The sequence below is a fragment of the Mesorhizobium sp. B1-1-6 genome, from assembly GCF_006443035.1.
Lineage (GTDB): Bacteria > Pseudomonadota > Alphaproteobacteria > Rhizobiales > Rhizobiaceae > Mesorhizobium.
Genome location: NZ_VFWR01000014.1, coordinates 116842 through 134888, shown reverse-complemented (window position 1 = coordinate 134888; position 18047 = coordinate 116842). Strand labels below are relative to the sequence as shown.

At 61.7% G+C, this 18047-nt stretch carries 17 protein-coding genes; 2 read left to right on the top strand and 15 right to left on the bottom strand.

What is annotated here, in order from left to right; translation table 11 throughout:
* The first annotated feature begins 19 nt into the window (after positions 1-19).
* On the top strand, positions 20-1429 hold the full coding sequence (gene glnA / locus FJ979_RS25780; RefSeq protein WP_140515442.1) for a type I glutamate--ammonia ligase: 1410 nt from the start codon (positions 20-22) through the stop codon (positions 1427-1429).
* 851 nt (positions 1430-2280) lie between these two features.
* On the opposite strand, the gene FJ979_RS25775 is transcribed toward glnA, so the two are convergent.
* Positions 2281-3321 (bottom strand): glutamine synthetase beta-grasp domain-containing protein, encoded by a 1041-nt coding sequence (locus FJ979_RS25775; protein ID WP_140501300.1) that lies wholly within the window; start codon positions 3319-3321, stop codon positions 2281-2283.
* 311 nt (positions 3322-3632) lie between these two features.
* On the opposite strand from FJ979_RS25775, the gene FJ979_RS25770 reads away from it, so the two are divergent.
* On the top strand, positions 3633-3827 hold the full coding sequence (locus tag FJ979_RS25770; protein WP_140584211.1) for a DUF2735 domain-containing protein: 195 nt from the start codon (positions 3633-3635) through the stop codon (positions 3825-3827).
* A 77-nt stretch (positions 3828-3904) separates the two neighbouring features.
* Here the strand turns inward: FJ979_RS25770 and FJ979_RS25765 are convergent, their stop codons facing one another.
* The 14 genes from FJ979_RS25765 to secY all read right to left on the bottom strand — a co-directional run bounded on the left by FJ979_RS25765 (position 3905) and on the right by secY (position 17969).
* Complete coding sequence (locus FJ979_RS25765; protein WP_140525514.1) at positions 3905-5794, bottom strand: MFS transporter; 1890 nt, start codon at positions 5792-5794, stop codon at positions 3905-3907.
* A 172-nt stretch (positions 5795-5966) separates the two neighbouring features.
* Positions 5967-6758: an ATP12 family chaperone protein gene (locus FJ979_RS25760; protein ID WP_140557278.1), complete on the bottom strand. Its 792-nt coding sequence runs from the start codon at positions 6756-6758 to the stop codon at positions 5967-5969.
* A 1-nt stretch (position 6759) separates the two neighbouring features.
* The gene (locus FJ979_RS25755; RefSeq protein ID WP_140584210.1) at positions 6760-7683 is read right to left on the bottom strand and encodes a DMT family transporter; all 924 of its coding nucleotides are present in this window, start codon (positions 7681-7683) and stop codon (positions 6760-6762) included.
* Positions 7684-7685: 2 nt separating this feature from the next.
* On the bottom strand, positions 7686-8666 hold the full coding sequence (locus FJ979_RS25750) for an RluA family pseudouridine synthase (RefSeq protein WP_140515445.1): 981 nt from the start codon (positions 8664-8666) through the stop codon (positions 7686-7688).
* Between the two features lie 60 nt (positions 8667-8726).
* Positions 8727-9101, bottom strand: a complete 375-nt coding sequence (crcB, locus tag FJ979_RS25745; protein ID WP_140561136.1) for a fluoride efflux transporter CrcB — start codon at positions 9099-9101, stop codon at positions 8727-8729.
* Between the two features lie 67 nt (positions 9102-9168).
* Positions 9169-9999, bottom strand: a complete 831-nt coding sequence (locus tag FJ979_RS25740; protein WP_140584208.1) for an aspartyl/asparaginyl beta-hydroxylase domain-containing protein — start codon at positions 9997-9999, stop codon at positions 9169-9171.
* A 325-nt stretch (positions 10000-10324) separates the two neighbouring features.
* A complete protein-coding gene (locus tag FJ979_RS25730; protein WP_140557280.1) occupies positions 10325-11632 on the bottom strand; it encodes a replication-associated recombination protein A in 1308 nt (435 codons plus the stop codon).
* A gap of 45 nt (positions 11633-11677) precedes the next feature.
* Entirely contained in the window at positions 11678-13168 is a 1491-nt protein-coding gene (locus tag FJ979_RS25725) for a DegQ family serine endoprotease (RefSeq protein ID WP_140501281.1), read from the bottom strand.
* A gap of 162 nt (positions 13169-13330) precedes the next feature.
* Positions 13331-13762: a 50S ribosomal protein L17 gene (gene rplQ, locus FJ979_RS25720; RefSeq protein ID WP_140501279.1), complete on the bottom strand. Its 432-nt coding sequence runs from the start codon at positions 13760-13762 to the stop codon at positions 13331-13333.
* Positions 13763-13805: 43 nt separating this feature from the next.
* The gene (locus FJ979_RS25715; protein WP_023682599.1) at positions 13806-14816 is read right to left on the bottom strand and encodes a DNA-directed RNA polymerase subunit alpha; all 1011 of its coding nucleotides are present in this window, start codon (positions 14814-14816) and stop codon (positions 13806-13808) included.
* Between the two features lie 101 nt (positions 14817-14917).
* On the bottom strand, positions 14918-15307 hold the full coding sequence (gene rpsK / locus FJ979_RS25710; protein WP_006205444.1) for a 30S ribosomal protein S11: 390 nt from the start codon (positions 15305-15307) through the stop codon (positions 14918-14920).
* A 156-nt stretch (positions 15308-15463) separates the two neighbouring features.
* Positions 15464-15832 (bottom strand): 30S ribosomal protein S13, encoded by a 369-nt coding sequence (gene rpsM, locus FJ979_RS25705; RefSeq protein ID WP_006205445.1) that lies wholly within the window; start codon positions 15830-15832, stop codon positions 15464-15466.
* 191 nt (positions 15833-16023) lie between these two features.
* Entirely contained in the window at positions 16024-16632 is a 609-nt protein-coding gene (locus FJ979_RS25700; protein WP_140501277.1) for an adenylate kinase, read from the bottom strand.
* Positions 16629-17969: a preprotein translocase subunit SecY gene (secY, locus tag FJ979_RS25695; RefSeq protein WP_140501275.1), complete on the bottom strand. Its 1341-nt coding sequence runs from the start codon at positions 17967-17969 to the stop codon at positions 16629-16631. Before secY ends, FJ979_RS25700 begins: the two co-directional genes overlap by 4 nt.
* Positions 17970-18047 lie beyond the last annotated feature (78 nt).

Sequence of the window (18047 nt, the reverse complement as noted above, 5' to 3'; positions counted from 1 at the left end):
CACCACAGGGATACATGACATGACGACAGCCAAAGACATCATGAAGCAGATCAAGGACAACGATGTGAAGTTCGTTGACCTGCGCTTCACCGACCCGAAGGGCAAGCTGCAGCACGTGACGATGGATGTCATCGAGGTCGAGGAAGACATGTTCGCCGATGGCGTGATGTTCGATGGTTCTTCGATCGCCGGCTGGAAGGCGATCAACGAGTCCGACATGGTGCTGATGCCCGATCCTGAAACGGTCCACATGGATCCGTTTTTCGCGCAGTCGACCATGGTCATCCTATGCGACATCCTCGATCCGGTTTCGGGCGAATCCTACAACCGCGACCCGCGCGGCACTGCCAAGAAGGCGGAGGCCTACATGAAGTCGGAAGGGATCGGCGACACCATCTATGTCGGCCCGGAAGCCGAGTTCTTCGTCTTCGACGACGTCAAGTACAAAGCCGATCCCTATAACACCGGCTTCAGGCTCGATTCCACCGAACTGCCGTCCAATGACGACACCGACTACGAAACCGGCAATCTCGGCCACCGTCCGCGCATCAAAGGGGGTTATTTCCCGGTGCCGCCGATCGATTCGGCGCAGGACATGCGCTCCGAGATGCTGACCGTGCTCGCCGAGATGGGCGTGCGGGTCGAGAAGCATCACCACGAGGTGGCTGCGGCCCAGCACGAACTCGGCATCAAGTTCGACACGCTGGTCCGCAACGCCGACAAGATGCTGATCTACAAATATGTCGTGCATCAGGTCGCCAATGCCTATGGCAAGACCGCCACCTTCATGCCGAAGCCGATCTTCGGCGACAACGGCTCGGGCATGCATGTCCACCAGTCGATCTGGAAAGGAGGCAAGCCGACCTTCGCCGGCAACGAGTATGCCGGCCTCTCGGAAAGCTGCCTGTTCTATATCGGAGGCATCATCAAGCACGCCAAGGCCATCAACGCCTTCACCAACCCGCTGACCAATTCCTACAAGCGCCTGGTGCCGGGCTACGAGGCGCCGGTGCTGCTCGCCTATTCGGCGCGCAACCGCTCGGCATCCTGCCGCATCCCGTTCGGCTCGTCGCCAAAGTCGAAGCGCGTCGAGGTCCGCTTCCCCGATCCGGGCGCGAACCCCTATCTCGCCTTTGCCGCCATGCTGATGGCCGGCCTCGACGGGATCAAGAACAAGATTCATCCCGGCCAGCCGATGGACAAGGATCTCTACGATTTGCCGCCGAAGGAGCTGAAGAAGATCCCGACCGTCTGCGGCTCGCTGCGTGAGGCGCTCCAGAGCCTCGACAAGGACCGCGGCTTCCTGAAGGCCGGCGGCGTCTTCGACGACGACCAGATCGACAGCTACATCGAGTTGAAGATGGCCGAGGTGATGCGCTTCGAAATGACACCGCATCCCGTCGAATACGACATGTACTATTCGGTCTGATTTTTGATCTCCCTGGACCCGGCATAACCCGGATCCAGCGGCTTCAATTCAGCCTGCAAATGCGAGGCCGGAAGATGAACCTCTTCCGGCCTCTTTGTTTGCTCATATCGAGGCTTCCATTCAGCCAAATCCGCGGACACTGACGCGTTCGATCGGATGCTGCCCCGATCCAGCGACTGGAAAGGCGCACCGGCTGCTGAGGTTCCGTCGGCTGGTCACGTCACACGTGCCGATTGCGCTGAGGCACAGGCCGGCTTGAGCCAGCCAAGCTGGGCTGCCAGGCGATCCGGCATGCGCTTTTTGCGAGTAAAGGGATAAGCCAGGAGCGAGCGGCACACTGCCTCAGGCTGCAATGCCCGCTCGTCCGGCGCCCCCGCCAATGCTGTCGTTCAAGAAACCCCGCCCCTTCGAACAGCACCGCTTGGCGTATCCCCCAATGCCTGCGAATACGCATGTTGCGCCGCAGCCTGTCAATGTCGCCTGCCGGGCGTCGAGACGGTCGATTTTGGTGTATGAACAGGGGCTTATGAAAGGATCGGTCGACAGGCATTCTTGCCGGAATGGCCGGATTTCCGGGCTTTTTCGAGGATTTCGAAGCCTGCGGCCCGGCGCCAAGGTATGCTTTCGTCAGCCCAAAGCCGCCTTGTCGGGATGGGTTTGAGCCGCCCTTTTTAACCTGACTTTTTTTGGGGGAATTTGCTTTGCCAGGCCAGGAGCCAGGAAGACGAGGAGCGGCGAACGGAAACAGCGGCATGCGATAGTGCTCGCCATCGTCACACGAAAAAGCCCCGGCAACTCCCGCCGGGGCTCGCGTCATGGTTGTCGGGGATCTTGAGGCCCGACGTGAAATATCAAGCAGCGGCCGAAACCGATGCGCCGGTCGAAACCTGCGAGATCGTCTTCAGGACCTGGGAAGCGATCTGGTAGGGGTCGCCCTGCGAGTTCGGGCGGCGGTCTTCCAGATAACCCTTGTAGTCATTCTTGACGAACGAATGCGGCACGCGGATCGAGGCGCCGCGGTCGGCGATACCATAGCTGAACTTGTTCCAGGGGGCCGTCTCGTGCTTGCCGGTCAGACGCTTGTCGTTGTCCGGGCCGTACACGGCGATATGGTCCATCAGGTTCTTTTCGAACTGCGCCATCAGGGCCTCGAAATAACCCTTGCCGCCGACTTCGCGCATATATTTGGTCGAGAAGTTGCAATGCATGCCCGAGCCGTTCCAATCGGTGTCGCCGAGCGGCTTGCAGTGGAACTCAATATCTATGCCGTACTTTTCGGTGAGGCGCTGGAGCAGGTAGCGGGCCATCCACATCTGATCGGCGGCCTTCTTGGAGCCCTTGCCGAAAATCTGGAATTCCCACTGGCCTTTGGCCACTTCGGCGTTGATGCCTTCATGGTTGATACCCGCGGCAAGGCAGAGGTCGAGATGCTCTTCGACGATCTGGCGCGCGATGCTGCCGACGTTCGAATAGCCGACGCCGGTGTAGTACGGGCCCTGCGGGGCGGGATAACCGCTCTCGGGGAAACCGAGCGGACGGCCATCCTTGTAGAAGAAGTACTCCTGCTCGAAACCGAACCAGGCATCCTCGTCGTCGAGAATGGTCGCGCGGCTGTTGGACACGTGCGGCGTGACGCCATCGGGCATCATGACTTCGCACATGACGAGAACGCCGTTGGTGCGGGCCGGATCGGGATAAAGCGCGACCGGCTTCAACACGCAATCGGAGCTTCGGCCCTCGGCCTGCATGGTGGACGAGCCGTCGAAGCCCCACAGCGGCAGCTGGTCGAGCTTCGGGAACTCGGCATAATCCTTGATCTGGGTCTTGCCGCGAAGATTGGGGGCCGGGGTGTATCCGTCGAGCCAGATATACTCGAGCTTGTATTTGGTCATTCTAGAGCCTCTCGTTGTGCTTGACCACCGCACGCGGTGTCGACGCATGGCCGGAGCAAGCCGACCTGCCGACTGGTAAAAAGCAATTCATATGCCACTCTGGCATCGACCGGTGCGACAAAATGGTCGTAAGATTCCCGTGAATTCACTGCACCGCCCCAGCAATGCGCCGGGATCGATCAGACGCAGAGATTGCGCAAATAATAGGCAATAACTGATCTTTTCATAAGCATATTGCCTAAATGAATCGCAGAACCTATTTTGAGGAAAAGCTGAATCAACTGACCCTCGGAGAAGAAAGGAGACCGCCAATGGAAGTCACCCTCGCCCGTCCGTCGGCAAAGATCCTGATGTTCCCGCTTGCAGGCTGCGTATCTGCCTCAAATTTAGGCGCGAAGGCCAAGTTCGCGGCAGAGCTTGCCTCGCTGCGTAACACGCATGCCGATTTCGATGGCTGGTATCACGAGGCCGCTGTCGAGGAAGAAAACCAGCAGCCGAAGAGCTGAACGCATCTTCAGCCTCGATATGAAAACCCGGCGCGATCGCTCGCGCCGGGTTTTCTCATGCATGTGGATCCGACCCGTTACTGCTTGGTCTCCAAGTTCGTGCCCAGCGTGTCCTTGACGAAGATCATGCCGATGACGAGCGACATCGCCGCGATTATCACGGGATACCAGAGGCCATAATAGATGTCGCCCCTGTAGGCACTGAGCGCGAACACCGTCGCCGGCAGCAACCCGCCGAACCAGCCATTGCCGATATGGTAGGGCAGCGACATGCCGGTGTAGCGGATGCGGGTCGGGAACATCTCGACCAGGATGGCCGCGATCGGACCGTAGACCATGGTCACGAACAGGACGAGGACGAACAGGATGGCGATCGTCATAGGCCAGTTCACGGCCGCAGGGTCGGCGAACATGGCGAAGGCACCGCCGCCGGGTATGTTGTAGACGGTGACCTCAGGCGCACCGGCAGCCTCGTCGGCGGTCAAAAGCTTGTCCTTGATAGCCTGATCGGTAGGAACCGTCGCCTTCTCGCCGGCGCGGATGGCGGCGGCGTCGAGCTTCAGTTCGGGATTGGCAGCGACAAACGCGTCGAGCTTCTGGTCCGGTATCTTGATCGCAGCACGCTTCAGCGGATATCCGCCGTCCTGCAGCGACATGTTGACGGCCTTGACGAAGGCGGCCTCCTTGGCCTTGGCCTGGTCGCCCGCGGCGACAGCATCGTAGGATGCCACCGTTTCATTGCCGATCTTGACCGAAGCAGCCGTACCGGGTGCCGCCGTGGAAACGACGTCATAGGGCACCGAGTTCTTGGTCAGGAACGAGGTCGCGATGTCGCAAGACGTCGTGAACTTGGCGGTGCCCACCGGATTGAACTGGAACCTGCAGTCGCCGGGTGCCGCGGTCACCGTCGCGCGGGTGCTCTGCTGTGCCTCGGCAAGGGCCGGATTGGCGGCCCAGGTCAATGCCTTGAACAGCGGGAAGGTGCAGACGATCGCCAGTGCGAGCCCGGCCATGATGATCGGTTTGCGGCCGATCTTGTCGGAGAGCCAGCCGAACACGACGAAGAAGATGGAGCCCAGCGCAAGCGCGATGGCGATCATGATGTTGACCGACTGTGCGTCCAGCTTCAACACGTTCTGGAGGAAGAACAGGGCGTAGAACTGGCCGTTATACCAGACCACGGCCTGGCCAGCCGTAAGGCCGAGCAGTGCCAGCAGCGCGATCTTGGCGTTCTTCCACTGGCCGAAGGCTTCCGAGAGCGGTGCCTTGGAACCCTTGCCCTCTTCCTTCATGCGCTGGAAGGTGGGGGATTCGGAAAGCGACAGCCGGATCCAGATGGAAATGCCGAGCAACAGGAACGACACGATGAAAGGAACGCGCCAGCCCCAGGCGGCATAGGTTTCCTTGCTCATGGAGCCCTGGACGATCAGGATGACGATCAGCGACAGGAACAGGCCGAGTGTGGCGGTCGTCTGGATCCACGACGTATAGTAGCCGCGCCGGTCGTCCGGCGCATGCTCGGCGACATAGGTGGCCGCGCCGCCATATTCGCCGCCCAGTGCCAAGCCCTGGAGCATGCGCAGGATGATCAGGATCACCGGAGCCGCGATGCCGAGGCTCGCATAACCAGGCAGCAAGCCCACCAGGAAGGTCGACAGGCCCATGATCGTCATGGTGACGAGGAAGGTATATTTGCGGCCGACAAGGTCGCCGATGCGGCCGAACAGCAAAGCGCCGAACGGACGGACGAGGAAGCCGGCGGCGAAAGCCAGCAGCGCGAAAATATTGCGCGTCGCTTCCGGAATGGTCGGGCTGAAAAAGGTCGAACCAATAAAAGCCGCCAGCGACCCGTAGAGATAAAAATCGTACCACTCGAAAACGGTGCCGAGCGAAGAAGCGAAGATGACCTTCTTCTCCTCTCGCGTCATGCCGCGGCTCTTTCCGCTGGCGGTCGATGCGATAGCCATTGAGATGCTCCTCCCGTGAGACCCTTGTGCTCGATGCAGCGCCCTTGCGTTCGCATTCTCTTCCGAGCGCAGACTCGCGGCAGCAATCACGGGAAAAATGACAGAAAGCGCCTGCCAACGGCAGATGACTTTGGGATTATGACTTTGGTATTAGGTGCGGTGCGGTGGCCGGTCAGCCTTCGAGCGCCTCGATCAGACCGACGGCAGCCATCATGTCGCGCTTGCGGGCGGAGCGGCGCGCGACAGCTTCCGCATCCTGTCCCCAATGCTCGATCTGCCAATCCTCGTCGACATGGCCGGCAGTCCAGGCCGCCTCACCGCCGAGTTCGCCGAACTCCACGGCCAACGCCAGCAGCGCCGAACCGGTCAGCGAGGTCATGACGTGGATCGCTGCCAGGCGCAGCGGCTCGGCGCGCTGGGCAAGATGCGCACCCAGCACAGCAATGGTTTCGCGCGGTTGATCGACGTGAATGATGCCCTCGGCAAGGTTGAAGCGAGCGCCGAGTGCTGCCTGCGCCCAGTCGAGGACAGGATCCCACAGCTCGTTCTGCCGCTCGACCAAGCCTTGTGGTGCGTCGGCGCGATAACAGAGCAGATCCGACGAGGCAAAGCGCAGTATGTCCTCCAGCACCGCCTGCGGATCGCTGGCGACGCCGTCGAGCGCGGTGTTGACGAGACGCATCACCGGCATCGACACCGGATCGATGGTCTCGCCCTGGGCGGCGAATTCATCGGCGACCAGCGATGCCGCCTTCTCGGTCGGCAGCGTCAGCAGCGCCTTGCCCGGCGTGCGCACCGGTTTGCCGTCGAGATGGACGGCAAAGCCATCATCGGCCGGCGCGACCGAAACGATCTTGTAAAAACGCTTCGGCAGCGGCTTCTTCATCTGGATCTGGGCGCGGCGCACCGGATCGGGGTCGGAGAGCAGTTTCCCCGCCTCGAGATCGCTGAGGATATCGCGCATGTCAGCCTCCTTCGGCCGTCTGCTGGCGCGGCGGCCTGTTGACGATGACCAGACCGGCGGCAATGAGACCAAGTGCCAGAAAAATGCGTATGGTCAGCGGCTCGTTCAAGAACAGGGCGCCGCACAGCACGCCGAAGACCGGCGACAGGAACGTGAAACTCGACAGGCTGGAGGCGGGATAGCGCCGCAGCAGCCAGAACCACAACACATAGGTGAAGGCGACGATATAGAGCGCCTGGAAAAGCAGGGCCAACGTCGGCAACAGCGCGGGATCGCGCACGGAGGGGCCGGCCAGAGGCAACACCAGGACGCCGACGATCGCAGCGCCGGAGAGTTGATAGAGCAGCAGCTTTTCGGCGCTCGTGTTACCCAGCTTCGAGCGCTTGATCAGGATATTGGTCAAGGCCCAGACGAATCCGGAGCCAAGGCTCAGCAGATCGCCGAACAGCATGTCCCCGCCGCCGCCGAGCTTGTCGGAAAAGACCGCGGCGAGGCCGGCAAAGGCAAGCAGAAGGCCAAAGGATTTGCGCAGGCTGATCGGCTCGCCGAGCAGGAAATGCCCTCCCAGCAGCATCCAGAACGGCATGGTGTTGACCAGCAGCGTGTTGCGGGCGACCGTGGTGTGCTCCAGCCCGACATAAAGGCAGAGGAACTCGATGCCGAAGAGCACGCCCACTGCAATGCCCGCGAGCAATGTCCCGTCCCTCTTGAAAAGCGCAATGCCGCGCCAGCGGCACCAGAGGAAGACGCAGAGCCCGCCGATAACCGAGCGCGCGATCGACAGGAAAACCGGATCATAGCCGGCATAGGAGATCTTGGCGGCGACGTAATTCAGGCCCCAGGAGAACGTCAGGCCGACCATTATGGCGGCGGCCGCCATGTCGACCGTATCGCGACGGTCGAGCGCATCGGCAGCGCCGCTCATGGTCAATCCTCCGCACTGGCGTCGTCGAAGCCGATCAGGTTCCAGCTCTGGCGCATATGCGGCGGCATAGGTGCGGTGACGTCGATGAAACCCTGGTCCGGATGCGGGATGACGATGCGGCGCGCGTGCAGATGCAGGCGGTTCTGCATCCCGCCCGGAAAATCCCAATTGGTGTCGGCCTCGAAATATTTGGGATCGCCGATGATGGGACAACCGATATGGGCGGCATGAACGCGCAACTGATGGGTGCGGCCGGTATAGGGCTCCATCTCCAGCCAGGTCAGCGCCTGCGCCGCCTGCTCGATGATGCGATAGTAGGATACGGCATGGTCGGCGCCCTTTTCGCCGTGCTTGGCAATGCGCACCCGATCGCCATCCGGCGTGGCTTCCTTGATCAGCCAGGTCGATATCTTATCCTCGCGCTTGGGCGGCACGCCCTTGACCAAAGCCCAGTAGGTCTTCTTGGTCTCGCGGGCGCGAAACGCCTCGGAGAGCTTCATCGCCGCCAGCCTGGTGCGGGCGACGACCAGCACGCCAGACGTGTCGCGATCGAGCCGGTGCACCAGCCGCGGCTTCTCGCCCTTCTGGTTGCGCCAGGCTTCCAACATGTCGTCGACGTTACGGGTGACGCCCGAGCCGCCCTGCACCGCAAGGCCAGCCGGCTTGTTGAAGACGAAAACCTTCGGATCCTCATGGATCAGCATCTTTGCCAGGACTTCGGCATCGCCCTGGTTGCGGATCGAATGGCCGGTCAGCGGGCTGTCGCCCTTCTTGTCCACTTCCAGCGGTGGAATGCGCACCGTCTGGCCAGGCTCGACACGGGTGTCGGCCTTGACGCGGCCGCCGTCGACGCGGATCTGCCCGGACCGAAGCAGCTTCTGCAGATGACCAAAGCCAAGGCCCGGGAAATGGGTCTTGAACCAGCGGTCGAGCCGCATGCCCGCCTCGCCGGCCTCCACCGTGATCTGTTCAACGCCTGCCATATTGTTTTCGCTTACCCGTTTCCTGGCAGGCCCAGGCCTGCTCTCGGCGCGGCAATAGCATTAAGGCAGGCTTCTTGCGAGCCAAAGACCCAAAAACAGGGCAATGATGGCGCCAATCACGCTGGCCAGCGCATATCCAAACGCCGGCAAGGTGGCTCCCCGCTCCCACAAGGTCGCGAAATCGAGCGAAAAGGCGGAAAAGGTCGTGAAGCCGCCTAAGATGCCGGTGGCAACAAACAGCCTGACTTCGTTAGACCCGCCGCGGCGCGCCAAGGCGGCGATGAACAGGCCCATCGCGAACGAACCGACGATGTTGATCGCCATCGTGCCCCAGGGATAGTTGGGGCCGACAAGGCGCAGCGAGCCCATATTGGTCAGATGGCGAACGCCGGCGCCAATGCCGCCGCCGGCGGCCACGAGAAGCAGATTGAACATCGCCGTATACTGTCCCCGACTATTCATACCTATCCGGCGCGCCGGCTACGTTCGAAAACTTGCCAGCTCAGGTCGTTTCTGCTTTTTTCGGCTTGGTCGAGCCGATCATCTTCCAGTTCTTGTAGAACATCGAATTGATCCTCTCGACGCTCACCGAGACGATGGCGAGAAGGCCGGCGATAAGCCTGGGGACCGGGGACGGCCTGATAATGTCCATGAATACGCAGTAGCGACGACCGTCATACTCGTTGACCGAGCGATGCAGCAGCGTGTCGTCGAAAATGAACAGCGGATTGTCGTACCAGTAGTTCTTGACGTTGCCGCACTCGACGAAGATCTCTGACTTCACCGGAATGAGGTTGTAGAGGATGCGGAGGCTGAGCCGCAGCGGTCCGAAGTGCCAGGAGGTCGATTCGCGCTTGCTGAAGACGGAGACGGCAATCGTCTTGATGTATTTGAAATTCTTGTTGAACTCGGCGACGTTGTCTATTCTGTGCTTGCCATACCATTGGTAGACATACATGCCGCGCCGGCCGGCGCCGAAATTGGCGTCGATGTCGGCGATGATTTCGGCCTTGCGCGCCTTGAAGACATCCAAGACCTCGTTGACTTCGCGCTGATAATCCTGCGGGAACTGCTCCAGCTTCCACACGCCCGGATTTCTGTAGCACAGGAGGTCGACCAGCAGGTTGAATGGCGAAAGCAGCCAGGTGAAGAGGCCATTGCCCAGGAAATAGCCGCTGAACAGGGACAGATTCTTGCGGTCGTTGCGCAGCACGTCGATCAGGCCACAAACGACGAAAATCGTCGTTAGGATCGGAATGAAATAGAAGCCAAGGGCAAGGAGCGGGATGGCAATGGCGAATTTGCGAAGGGTCTTGCGAAGGGTTTTTGTCATTTTTCCACGCGCCGAGCGCGATCCTGTTGCGAATGAATAGTGCCAAAATCACGACAACGACCACCGCCCGGCCGTGCGCCTTGATAAGGTCTTTTGGGTTGCCGCACAACGGCCACGGCATCGTCGCCGGCTGACTGCCTTGTCGAGACCTCGAACTGTCGCGGGGTCAGGATAACCCGTTCTTCCTCCGGCCGGCTCGGAAGCTTCGGCATCGGCATCGATATAATCGTGGCCGCGAGCAGCGCGTGCAGAAGAACCGACGTGGAAATGCCCCAAGGCGAAGCTTCGTTTCGGACCGCAACCGCCACCGGCCGTCGCAAGCCTGCTATTCCCGCTCTTTGCGCAGCTTTGCCCAGTAGTCGAGCCGTTTCCTGATATCGCGCTCGAAACCGCGTTCGGGTGGGTCGTAGAAGGTCTGGCGGCCCATCTTTTCCGGAAAATAGTCCTGGCCGGAAAACGCGTCCGGTTCGTCATGATCATAGCGGTAGCCGGCCCCGTAATCTTCGTCCTTCATCAACTTTGTCGGCGCGTTGAGGATGTGCTTGGGCGGCAGCAGCGAACCGTGCTCCTTGGCAGCGCGCGTGGCCGCTTTGAAGGCGGTGTAGACCGCGTTGGATTTGGGCGCCGTGGCGAGATAGACGGTGGCCTCGGCGAAGGCGAGTTCGCCCTCGGGCGAACCCAGATAATCGTAGGCGTCCTTGGCCGCATTGGCGACGACCAGCGCCTGCGGATCGGCCAGCCCGATGTCCTCCATCGCCATGCGCACCAGCCGGCGGCCGAGATAGAGCGGATCCTCGCCGGCGTCGAACATGCGCGCGAGGTAGTAGAGCGCGGCATCGGGATCGGAGCCGCGCACGGATTTGTGCAGCGCCGAGATCAAATTGTAGTGACCGTCCTGGCCCTTGTCGTAGATCGGCGCCCGACGCTGGATGATGCGCTGCAAGCCTTCGGGGCCGAACACTTCGCCTGGTTTGGCGGCGCGCCACACTTCTTCCGCCAGCGTTAGCGAGGCCCGGCCATCGCCGTCGCTCATGCGGATGAGCATCGCTCGCGCCTCATCATCGAGCGGCAGCGCCCTGCCCTCCGTCTCTTCGGCCCTGGCCAGAAGCTTTGCGATGCTTTCCTCGCCAAGCGAATGGAAAACCAGCACGCGCGCACGCGACAGCAGAGCTGCATTGAGCTCGAAGGACGGATTTTCGGTGGTAGCGCCGACGAGCACGACGGTGCCGTCTTCCATGACTGGAAGGAAGCCGTCCTGCTGGGCGCGGTTGAAGCGGTGGATCTCGTCGACGAACAGCAGGGTCTGGCGGCCATTGGCGCGGCGCAGCTTGGCCGCCTCGAACACTTTCTTCAGGTCGGCTACGCCGGAGAAAACCGCCGAAATCTGCTCGAAGGCAAGGCTGGTTTCACCGGCAAGCAGGCGCGCCACCGTGGTCTTGCCGGTGCCGGGCGGCCCCCAGAAAATCATGGAGCCGAGCGAACCGGAATTAATCAGCCGGGTCAGCGCACCATCGGGGCCGGTCAGATGCTCCTGGCCGACGACCTCGCCAAGGTTTTTCGGGCGCAGCCTGTCTGCCAGCGGCCGGCCTGGCGGCGCCTTTTCCGGTTCATCGACACTGAACAGATCGGCCATGCACTTCTTTTTGGGTTTGGAGCGCGATCTCTTCAGCGATCGAGCTCAGTAACGCAACACCTGGCGCAGTATCTGCCCGCCGCGCTCGACGGTAAAGCGCCACCAGCGCGTATCCTGCTGGGAAGCCTGCGCCAGCGTCGCCGCCGTATCGATTGTCGTGCCGTTGACCTCGCGCACGATGTCGCCCGGCTGGAAGCCGAAATCGGCGGCCGGCGAATCGCGATTGATGTCGACCACGGTGACGCCCTTGATGTCGGTGCGCAGGCCGAGCTTCTGAGCCAGCCGCGGCGATAATTCCGCAACCTTGGCGCCCGAGAAGGGGCTGCGGCCATGCAGCGTCACCTCCGAGGGTTTTGCACCCTCGGGCGCGCGTTCCAGCGCGATGTCCATCGCCGCCTGCTGGCCTTTGGTCAGCACCGCGAAATTGGCCTTTGTACCGATCGACAGCGTCGCCATGCGATAGTCCAGTGCCTCGATGCTCTCGACCGGCCTGCCGTTGATCTGCAGGACGACATCGCCAGGCTTCAATCCGGCCTTGCCGGCCGGTCCGGACGCGTCAACGGACGAGACCAGCGCGCCGGCAGGCTTTTCCATGCCGAGCGATTCAGCGATCTGCGGCGTCACCGCTTCGAACTCGGCCCCGATGTAAGGCCGCTCGAAGAAATCGAGACCGGCCTTGGCGGCATCGGCGAAAGCGCGCACCATATTGGCAGGAATGGCAAAGCCGATGCCGATCGAGCCGCCGCTGCGGCTGAAGATGGCGGTGTTGATGCCGACCAGCTGGCCGCCCATGTTGATCAGCGCGCCGCCGGAATTGCCGGGATTGATGGCAGCGTCCGTCTGGATGAAATAACCCGAATCCGAAACGCCTATATGGCTGCGGGCAAGTGCGGAAACGATGCCGCTCGTGGTGGTCTGCCCGACACCGAAAGGATTGCCGATGGCCAGCACCAGGTCACCGACTTCGAGCGCATCGGAATCGCCGATGGCGATGACCGGGAATGGCTTGTCGGATTCGATCTTGAGCACGGCAAGATCGAGCGTCTCGTCCTTGAGCATCACCTTGCTGGTGAATTCGCGCCCGTCGGCGGTCGCGACCTTCACCTCGTCGGCATTCTTGATGACGTGGAAATTGGTGACGATGACGCCGCTCGGATCGACAAGCACGCCCGAGCCCAGGGAGGACTGCGCGCGCGGCTGCGCGCGACCGAAGAATTCTTCGAAGAACGGATCGCCTTCGAAGGGCGAAACGACCTTGGCCGTTTGCGAGGCATAGACATTGACCACGGCTGGCGCCGTCTGCTTGACCAATGGCGCGAACGACAACTGCACCTCCTCACGGCCGAACGGCACGCGCTTGTCGGGGCCCGAGGTGGCGTTTTCGCCCTCGACGCCGTGCAGCAGGTCGGTGAGCACGTCGGAGAGGCCCGGATCGGCTTTGGGGGCATCCTCGGCCAATGCCTGCCGGACTGTCGGCGTGGTTGCGAACGCCATAAAGGCGCAGAGCAGAACCAGGGACAGTCTTTTAGCGCGCATTGCGAATCCTCCGTGCGAGTTGGGGCGCATTGTCCCGACGAATGTGCAAAATGAAAGGCTAAGGCGATTAAATCGAATTATTTTGACGCAGGAGCAGCCGAGGCGGCCAGAATATGAAAAAGGGGCCCGCAGGCCCCTTTAAATCATTTGAAAAGCGAAGCCTTAAGCGGCTGCGGCTTCCGCATCGGTGCCTTCGGCTTCGAGGCGGGCGCGGTCGCCGGCGCCCTTGGCCTCCGTGTCGCGGTCTACGAATTCGATGACCGCCATCGCGGCATTGTCACCGTGGCGGAAGCCCGCCTTCATGATGCGCAGATAGCCGCCGTTGCGGGTGGCGTAGCGCGGCGCGATGGTGTCGAACAGGCGCTTGACGACGCCTTCATTGCCGATCTGCGCGATCACCTGGCGGCGGGCGTGCAGGTCGCCGCGCTTGCCGAGCGTCACCAGCTTCTCGACGATCGGACGCAGGTCCTTCGCCTTGGGCAAGGTGGTGACGATCTGCTCGTGTTCGAGCAGCGACACGGCAAGGTTGGCAAACATCGACTTGCGATGGCTTATGCTGCGGGCGAACCGGCGGCCTTTAAATCCATGGCGCATGGCTCTTCTCCTTCATTCCGGGTTCGAGAAGCTCCTCGGAGCCTCAATATTGATCTTCGTAACGCTTGGCGAGGTCTTCGATGTTTTCCGGCGGCCAGTCCGGCACTTCCATACCGAGGTGCAGGCCCATCGCCGCCAGGACTTCCTTGATCTCGTTCAGCGACTTGCGGCCGAAGTTCGGGGTGCGCAGCATCTCGGCTTCGGTCTTCTGGATGAGATCGCCGATGTAGACGATGTTGTCGTTCTTCAGGCAGTTGGCCGAACGCACCGAAAGCTCGAGTTCGTCGACCTTCTTGAGCAGCGCCGGGTTGAAGGCAAGCTCGGTGACGGCTTCGGTGGCGACTTCCTTCTGCGGCTCGTCGAAATTGACGAACAGGCCAAGCTGGTCCTGCAGGATGCGGGCGGCGAAAGCCACCGCGTCCTCGCCCGAGATCGAACCGTCGGTCTCGATGGTCATGGTCAGCTTGTCGTAGTCGAGAACCTGGCCCTCACGGGTGTTCTCGACCTTGTAGGAGACCTTCTTGACCGGCGAATAGAGGCTGTCGACCGGGATCAGGCCGATCGGCGCATCCTCGGCGCGGTTGCGGTCGGCCGGCACGTAACCCTTGCCGGTATCGACAGTGAATTCCATACGGATTTCAGCGCCCTCGTCCAGCGTGCAGATGACGTGATCCGGATTGAGGATCTCGACGTCGCCCACCGTCTGGATGTCGCCGGCGAGAACCGCACCCGGGCCCTGCTTGCGCACAACCATGCGCTTGGGGCCGTCGCCTTCCATGCGGATGGCGATTTCCTTGATGTTGAGGACGATGTCGGTCACGTCCTCGCGCACGCCGGCGATGGACGAGAATTCATGCAGGACGCCGTCGATCTGTACGGCGGTGACTGCCGCGCCGCGCAGCGAGGACAGAAGCACGCGACGCAACGCGTTGCCGAGCGTGAGGCCGAAGCCGCGTTCGAGCGGCTCGGCCACCAGCGTGGTCAGCGTCTTCTTCTTCGACGAGAACTCGATCTTGTTCGGCTTGATCAGTTCCTGCCAATTTTTCTGGATCATGATGCTTTCCTTCCGTTGACCCGCCACCATCCAATCGTGGCGGGCGACCTGGAAAACCGCGGAGGAACGCTTCTGGCGTTCACGCGGCGTTCGGTAATTCCTTAGACGCGACGCTTCTTGCGCGGACGGCAGCCATTGTGCGGGATCGGGGTCACATCACGGATCGAGGTGATGGTGAAGCCAGCCGCCTGCAGGGCGCGCAGCGCCGATTCACGGCCGGAGCCGGGTCCGCAGACCTCGACCTCGAGCATGCGCATGCCGTGTTCCTGGGCCTTCTTGGCAACATCCTCGGCAGCCATCTGGGCGGCGAAGGGGGTCGACTTGCGCGAACCCTTGAAGCCCTGGGCTCCGGCCGACGACCAGGCGATCGAATTGCCCTGCGCGTCGGTAATGGTGATCATGGTGTTGTTGAAGGTCGAATTGACGTGGGCAACGCCCGACGAGATGTTCTTGCGTTCGCGACGGCGAACACGAGCGGCTTCCTTGGCCATGGTATTCCTTTCAGTTGATCTCTACACCGCCGTAATGCCAGCGGCTCCACCTTGGTAAGGGAGTGGGGAATAGGGCAGTAAGGGAGTAGGGAAAGAGCGACCCGATTGCCGGGCATTCCCTACTGCCTTACTCCCCTACTCCCTTACTGCCCTAAATTACTTCTTCTTGCCGGCGATCGACTTGGCCGGGCCCTTGCGGGTGCGTGCATTGGTGTGCGTGCGCTGGCCGCGAACCGGCAGCGAGCGACGGTGACGCAGGCCGCGGTAGCAGCCGAGGTCCATGAGCCGCTTGATGTTCATCGAGACTTCGCGGCGCAGGTCGCCCTCGACCTGATAGTCGCGGTCGATCGTCTCGCGGATCTGCAGCACTTCCGCGTCGGTCAGCTGGTTGACGCGGCGCTCGGCCGGGATGCCGACCTTGTCGACGATTTCCTGGGCGAACTTCTTGCCGATGCCGTGAATGTACTGAAGCGCGATGACAACGCGCTTGTTGGTCGGAATGTTGACGCCGGCTATACGAGCCATGTTCTTCTCATCTCCATGTGGGCCGGACGAGCCGGCGCTGTCTGCGTTGCCCCGCGTCCGGTGGAGGCCGGCCCTTGCGGGAGTTTCCTGGTCAAAAACGGCTGCCCTGCCCTTGCGGGCAAGCAAACTCCATGCCTGACAGGAAGACGGGCCGCCATACCCCAGCGGACCGCTTCAGTCAAGCACAATCGCTATTTGGCCGAGGCGGCCTCTTTCACCGTCGCCGCGAGCACGGCTTCGATCTCCGACGTCACGGCATCGATACCCGCCATGCCGTCCACGCTCTTCAGCCGGCGCTTGGCATAATAATAGCCGATCAGCGGAGCGGTCTTCTTGTAATATTCCCGCAGCCGCTCCTCGAACACCGCCGGATTGTCGTCCTTGCGCACCGGCTGACCGGCTGCCTTGGCCTCATCGGCTCGCTTGACGATGCGGCCGACCAGCGCCTTGTCGTCGACGACAAGCTCGATGACGGTGTCGAGCGCAATGCCACGTTCGTCAAGCATCGATTCAACCGCATCAGCCTGCACCAGCGTACGCGGGTAGCCGTCGAGGATGAAACCATTGGCGCAATCGGGCTGGTCAATGCGCTCGGCCACGATGGCGTTGACGATGGCATCCGAGACCAGCTCGCCGGCATCCATGACCGCCTTGGCGCGCTTGCCGACTTCGGTACCGGCCTGCACCGCGGCGCGCAGCATGTCGCCCGTGGAAAGCTGGGGGATGCCGTGTCTCTCTACCAGTCTTTGTGCTTGTGTCCCCTTGCCCGCTCCTGGCGGCCCAAGCAAAATCAACCTCATCTGGCTTTCTTCCCCCCGCGCAGCTTCGACTTCTTGATCAGGCCTTCATACTGGTGCGCGATCAGGTGGCCCTGAATCTGCGCAACCGTGTCGAGCGTGACACTGACCACGATCAGAAGCGATGTGCCACCAAGGTAGAATGGTACGCCAGTCGCCGAGATCAGGAACTCCGGCAGCAGACAGACCAGCACCAGATAGATGGCACCGACGACAGTGATGCGGGTAAGAACGTAGTCGATATAGTCGGCGGTGCGCTCGCCCGGACGATAGCCGGGGATGAAGCCGGAGTGCTTCTTGAGCTGGTCGGCGGTGTCCTTCGGGTTAAAGACGATCGCGGTGTAGAAGAAGGCGAAGAACACGATCATCGCCGCGTAGAACAACATATAGAGCGGCTGGCCATGGCCGAGCGAGGCCAGGATGGTGCTGGCCCAGGCCGGCATGTTCGTGGTCTGCGAGAAGCCGGCGACGGTGGCCGGCAGCAAGAGCAGCGACGAGGCGAAGATCGGCGGGATGACGCCCGACGTGTTGAGCTTGAGCGGCAGGTGAGAAGTGTCGCCCTGGAACATGCGATTGCCGACCTGACGCTTCGGATACTGGATCAGCAGACGCCGCTGGGCGCGCTCGAAGAAGACGATGAGCGCGATGACGACGATGGCCAGCACGATGATCGCCAGGATCAGGCCGGTCGACAGCGCTCCGGTGCGGCCGAGTTCCAGCGTGCCGGAAATGGCATGCGGCAGGCCGGCGACGATGCCGGAGAAGATGATCAGCGAAATGCCGTTGCCGATGCCGCGCGCGGTGATCTGCTCGCCGAGCCACATCAGGAACATGGTGCCGCCGACCAGCGTGACGACGGTCGAGATGCGGAAGAACATGCCGGGATCGCTGACGATGCCGTTGCCGCCTTCAAGCCCGACCGAAATACCATAGGCCTGCACCAGCGCCAGGAGCACCGTGCCGTAGCGCGTGTACTGGTTGATGACCTTGCGGCCCTGCTCGCCTTCCTTCTTCAGCGCTTCCAGCGACGGGATGACCGAGGTCATCAGCTGCATGATGATGGAAGCGGAAATGTAAGGCATGATGCCGAGCGCGAAGATCGCCATGCGTTGCACGGCGCCGCCGGCGAACATGTTGAACATGCCCAGCACGCCCTTGCTCTGCGAAGAGAAGGCCTGCGCGAAGGCATCGGGATTGATGCCGGGAAGCGGGATGTAGGTGCCGAGGCGGTAGACGAGCAGCGCGCCGACGGTGAACCAGATTCGTTTCTTCAGGTCCTCCGCTTTGGCGAAGGCTGAGAAATTCAGATTCGAGGCTAGTTGTTCAGCAGCCGAAGCCATGCCCGATTCTCCGCTTGGTCACGCTTGATGGCCCTAAGGTCAGGCGGCGCGTGTCACCGAAGCTCACGAGATAAGCTC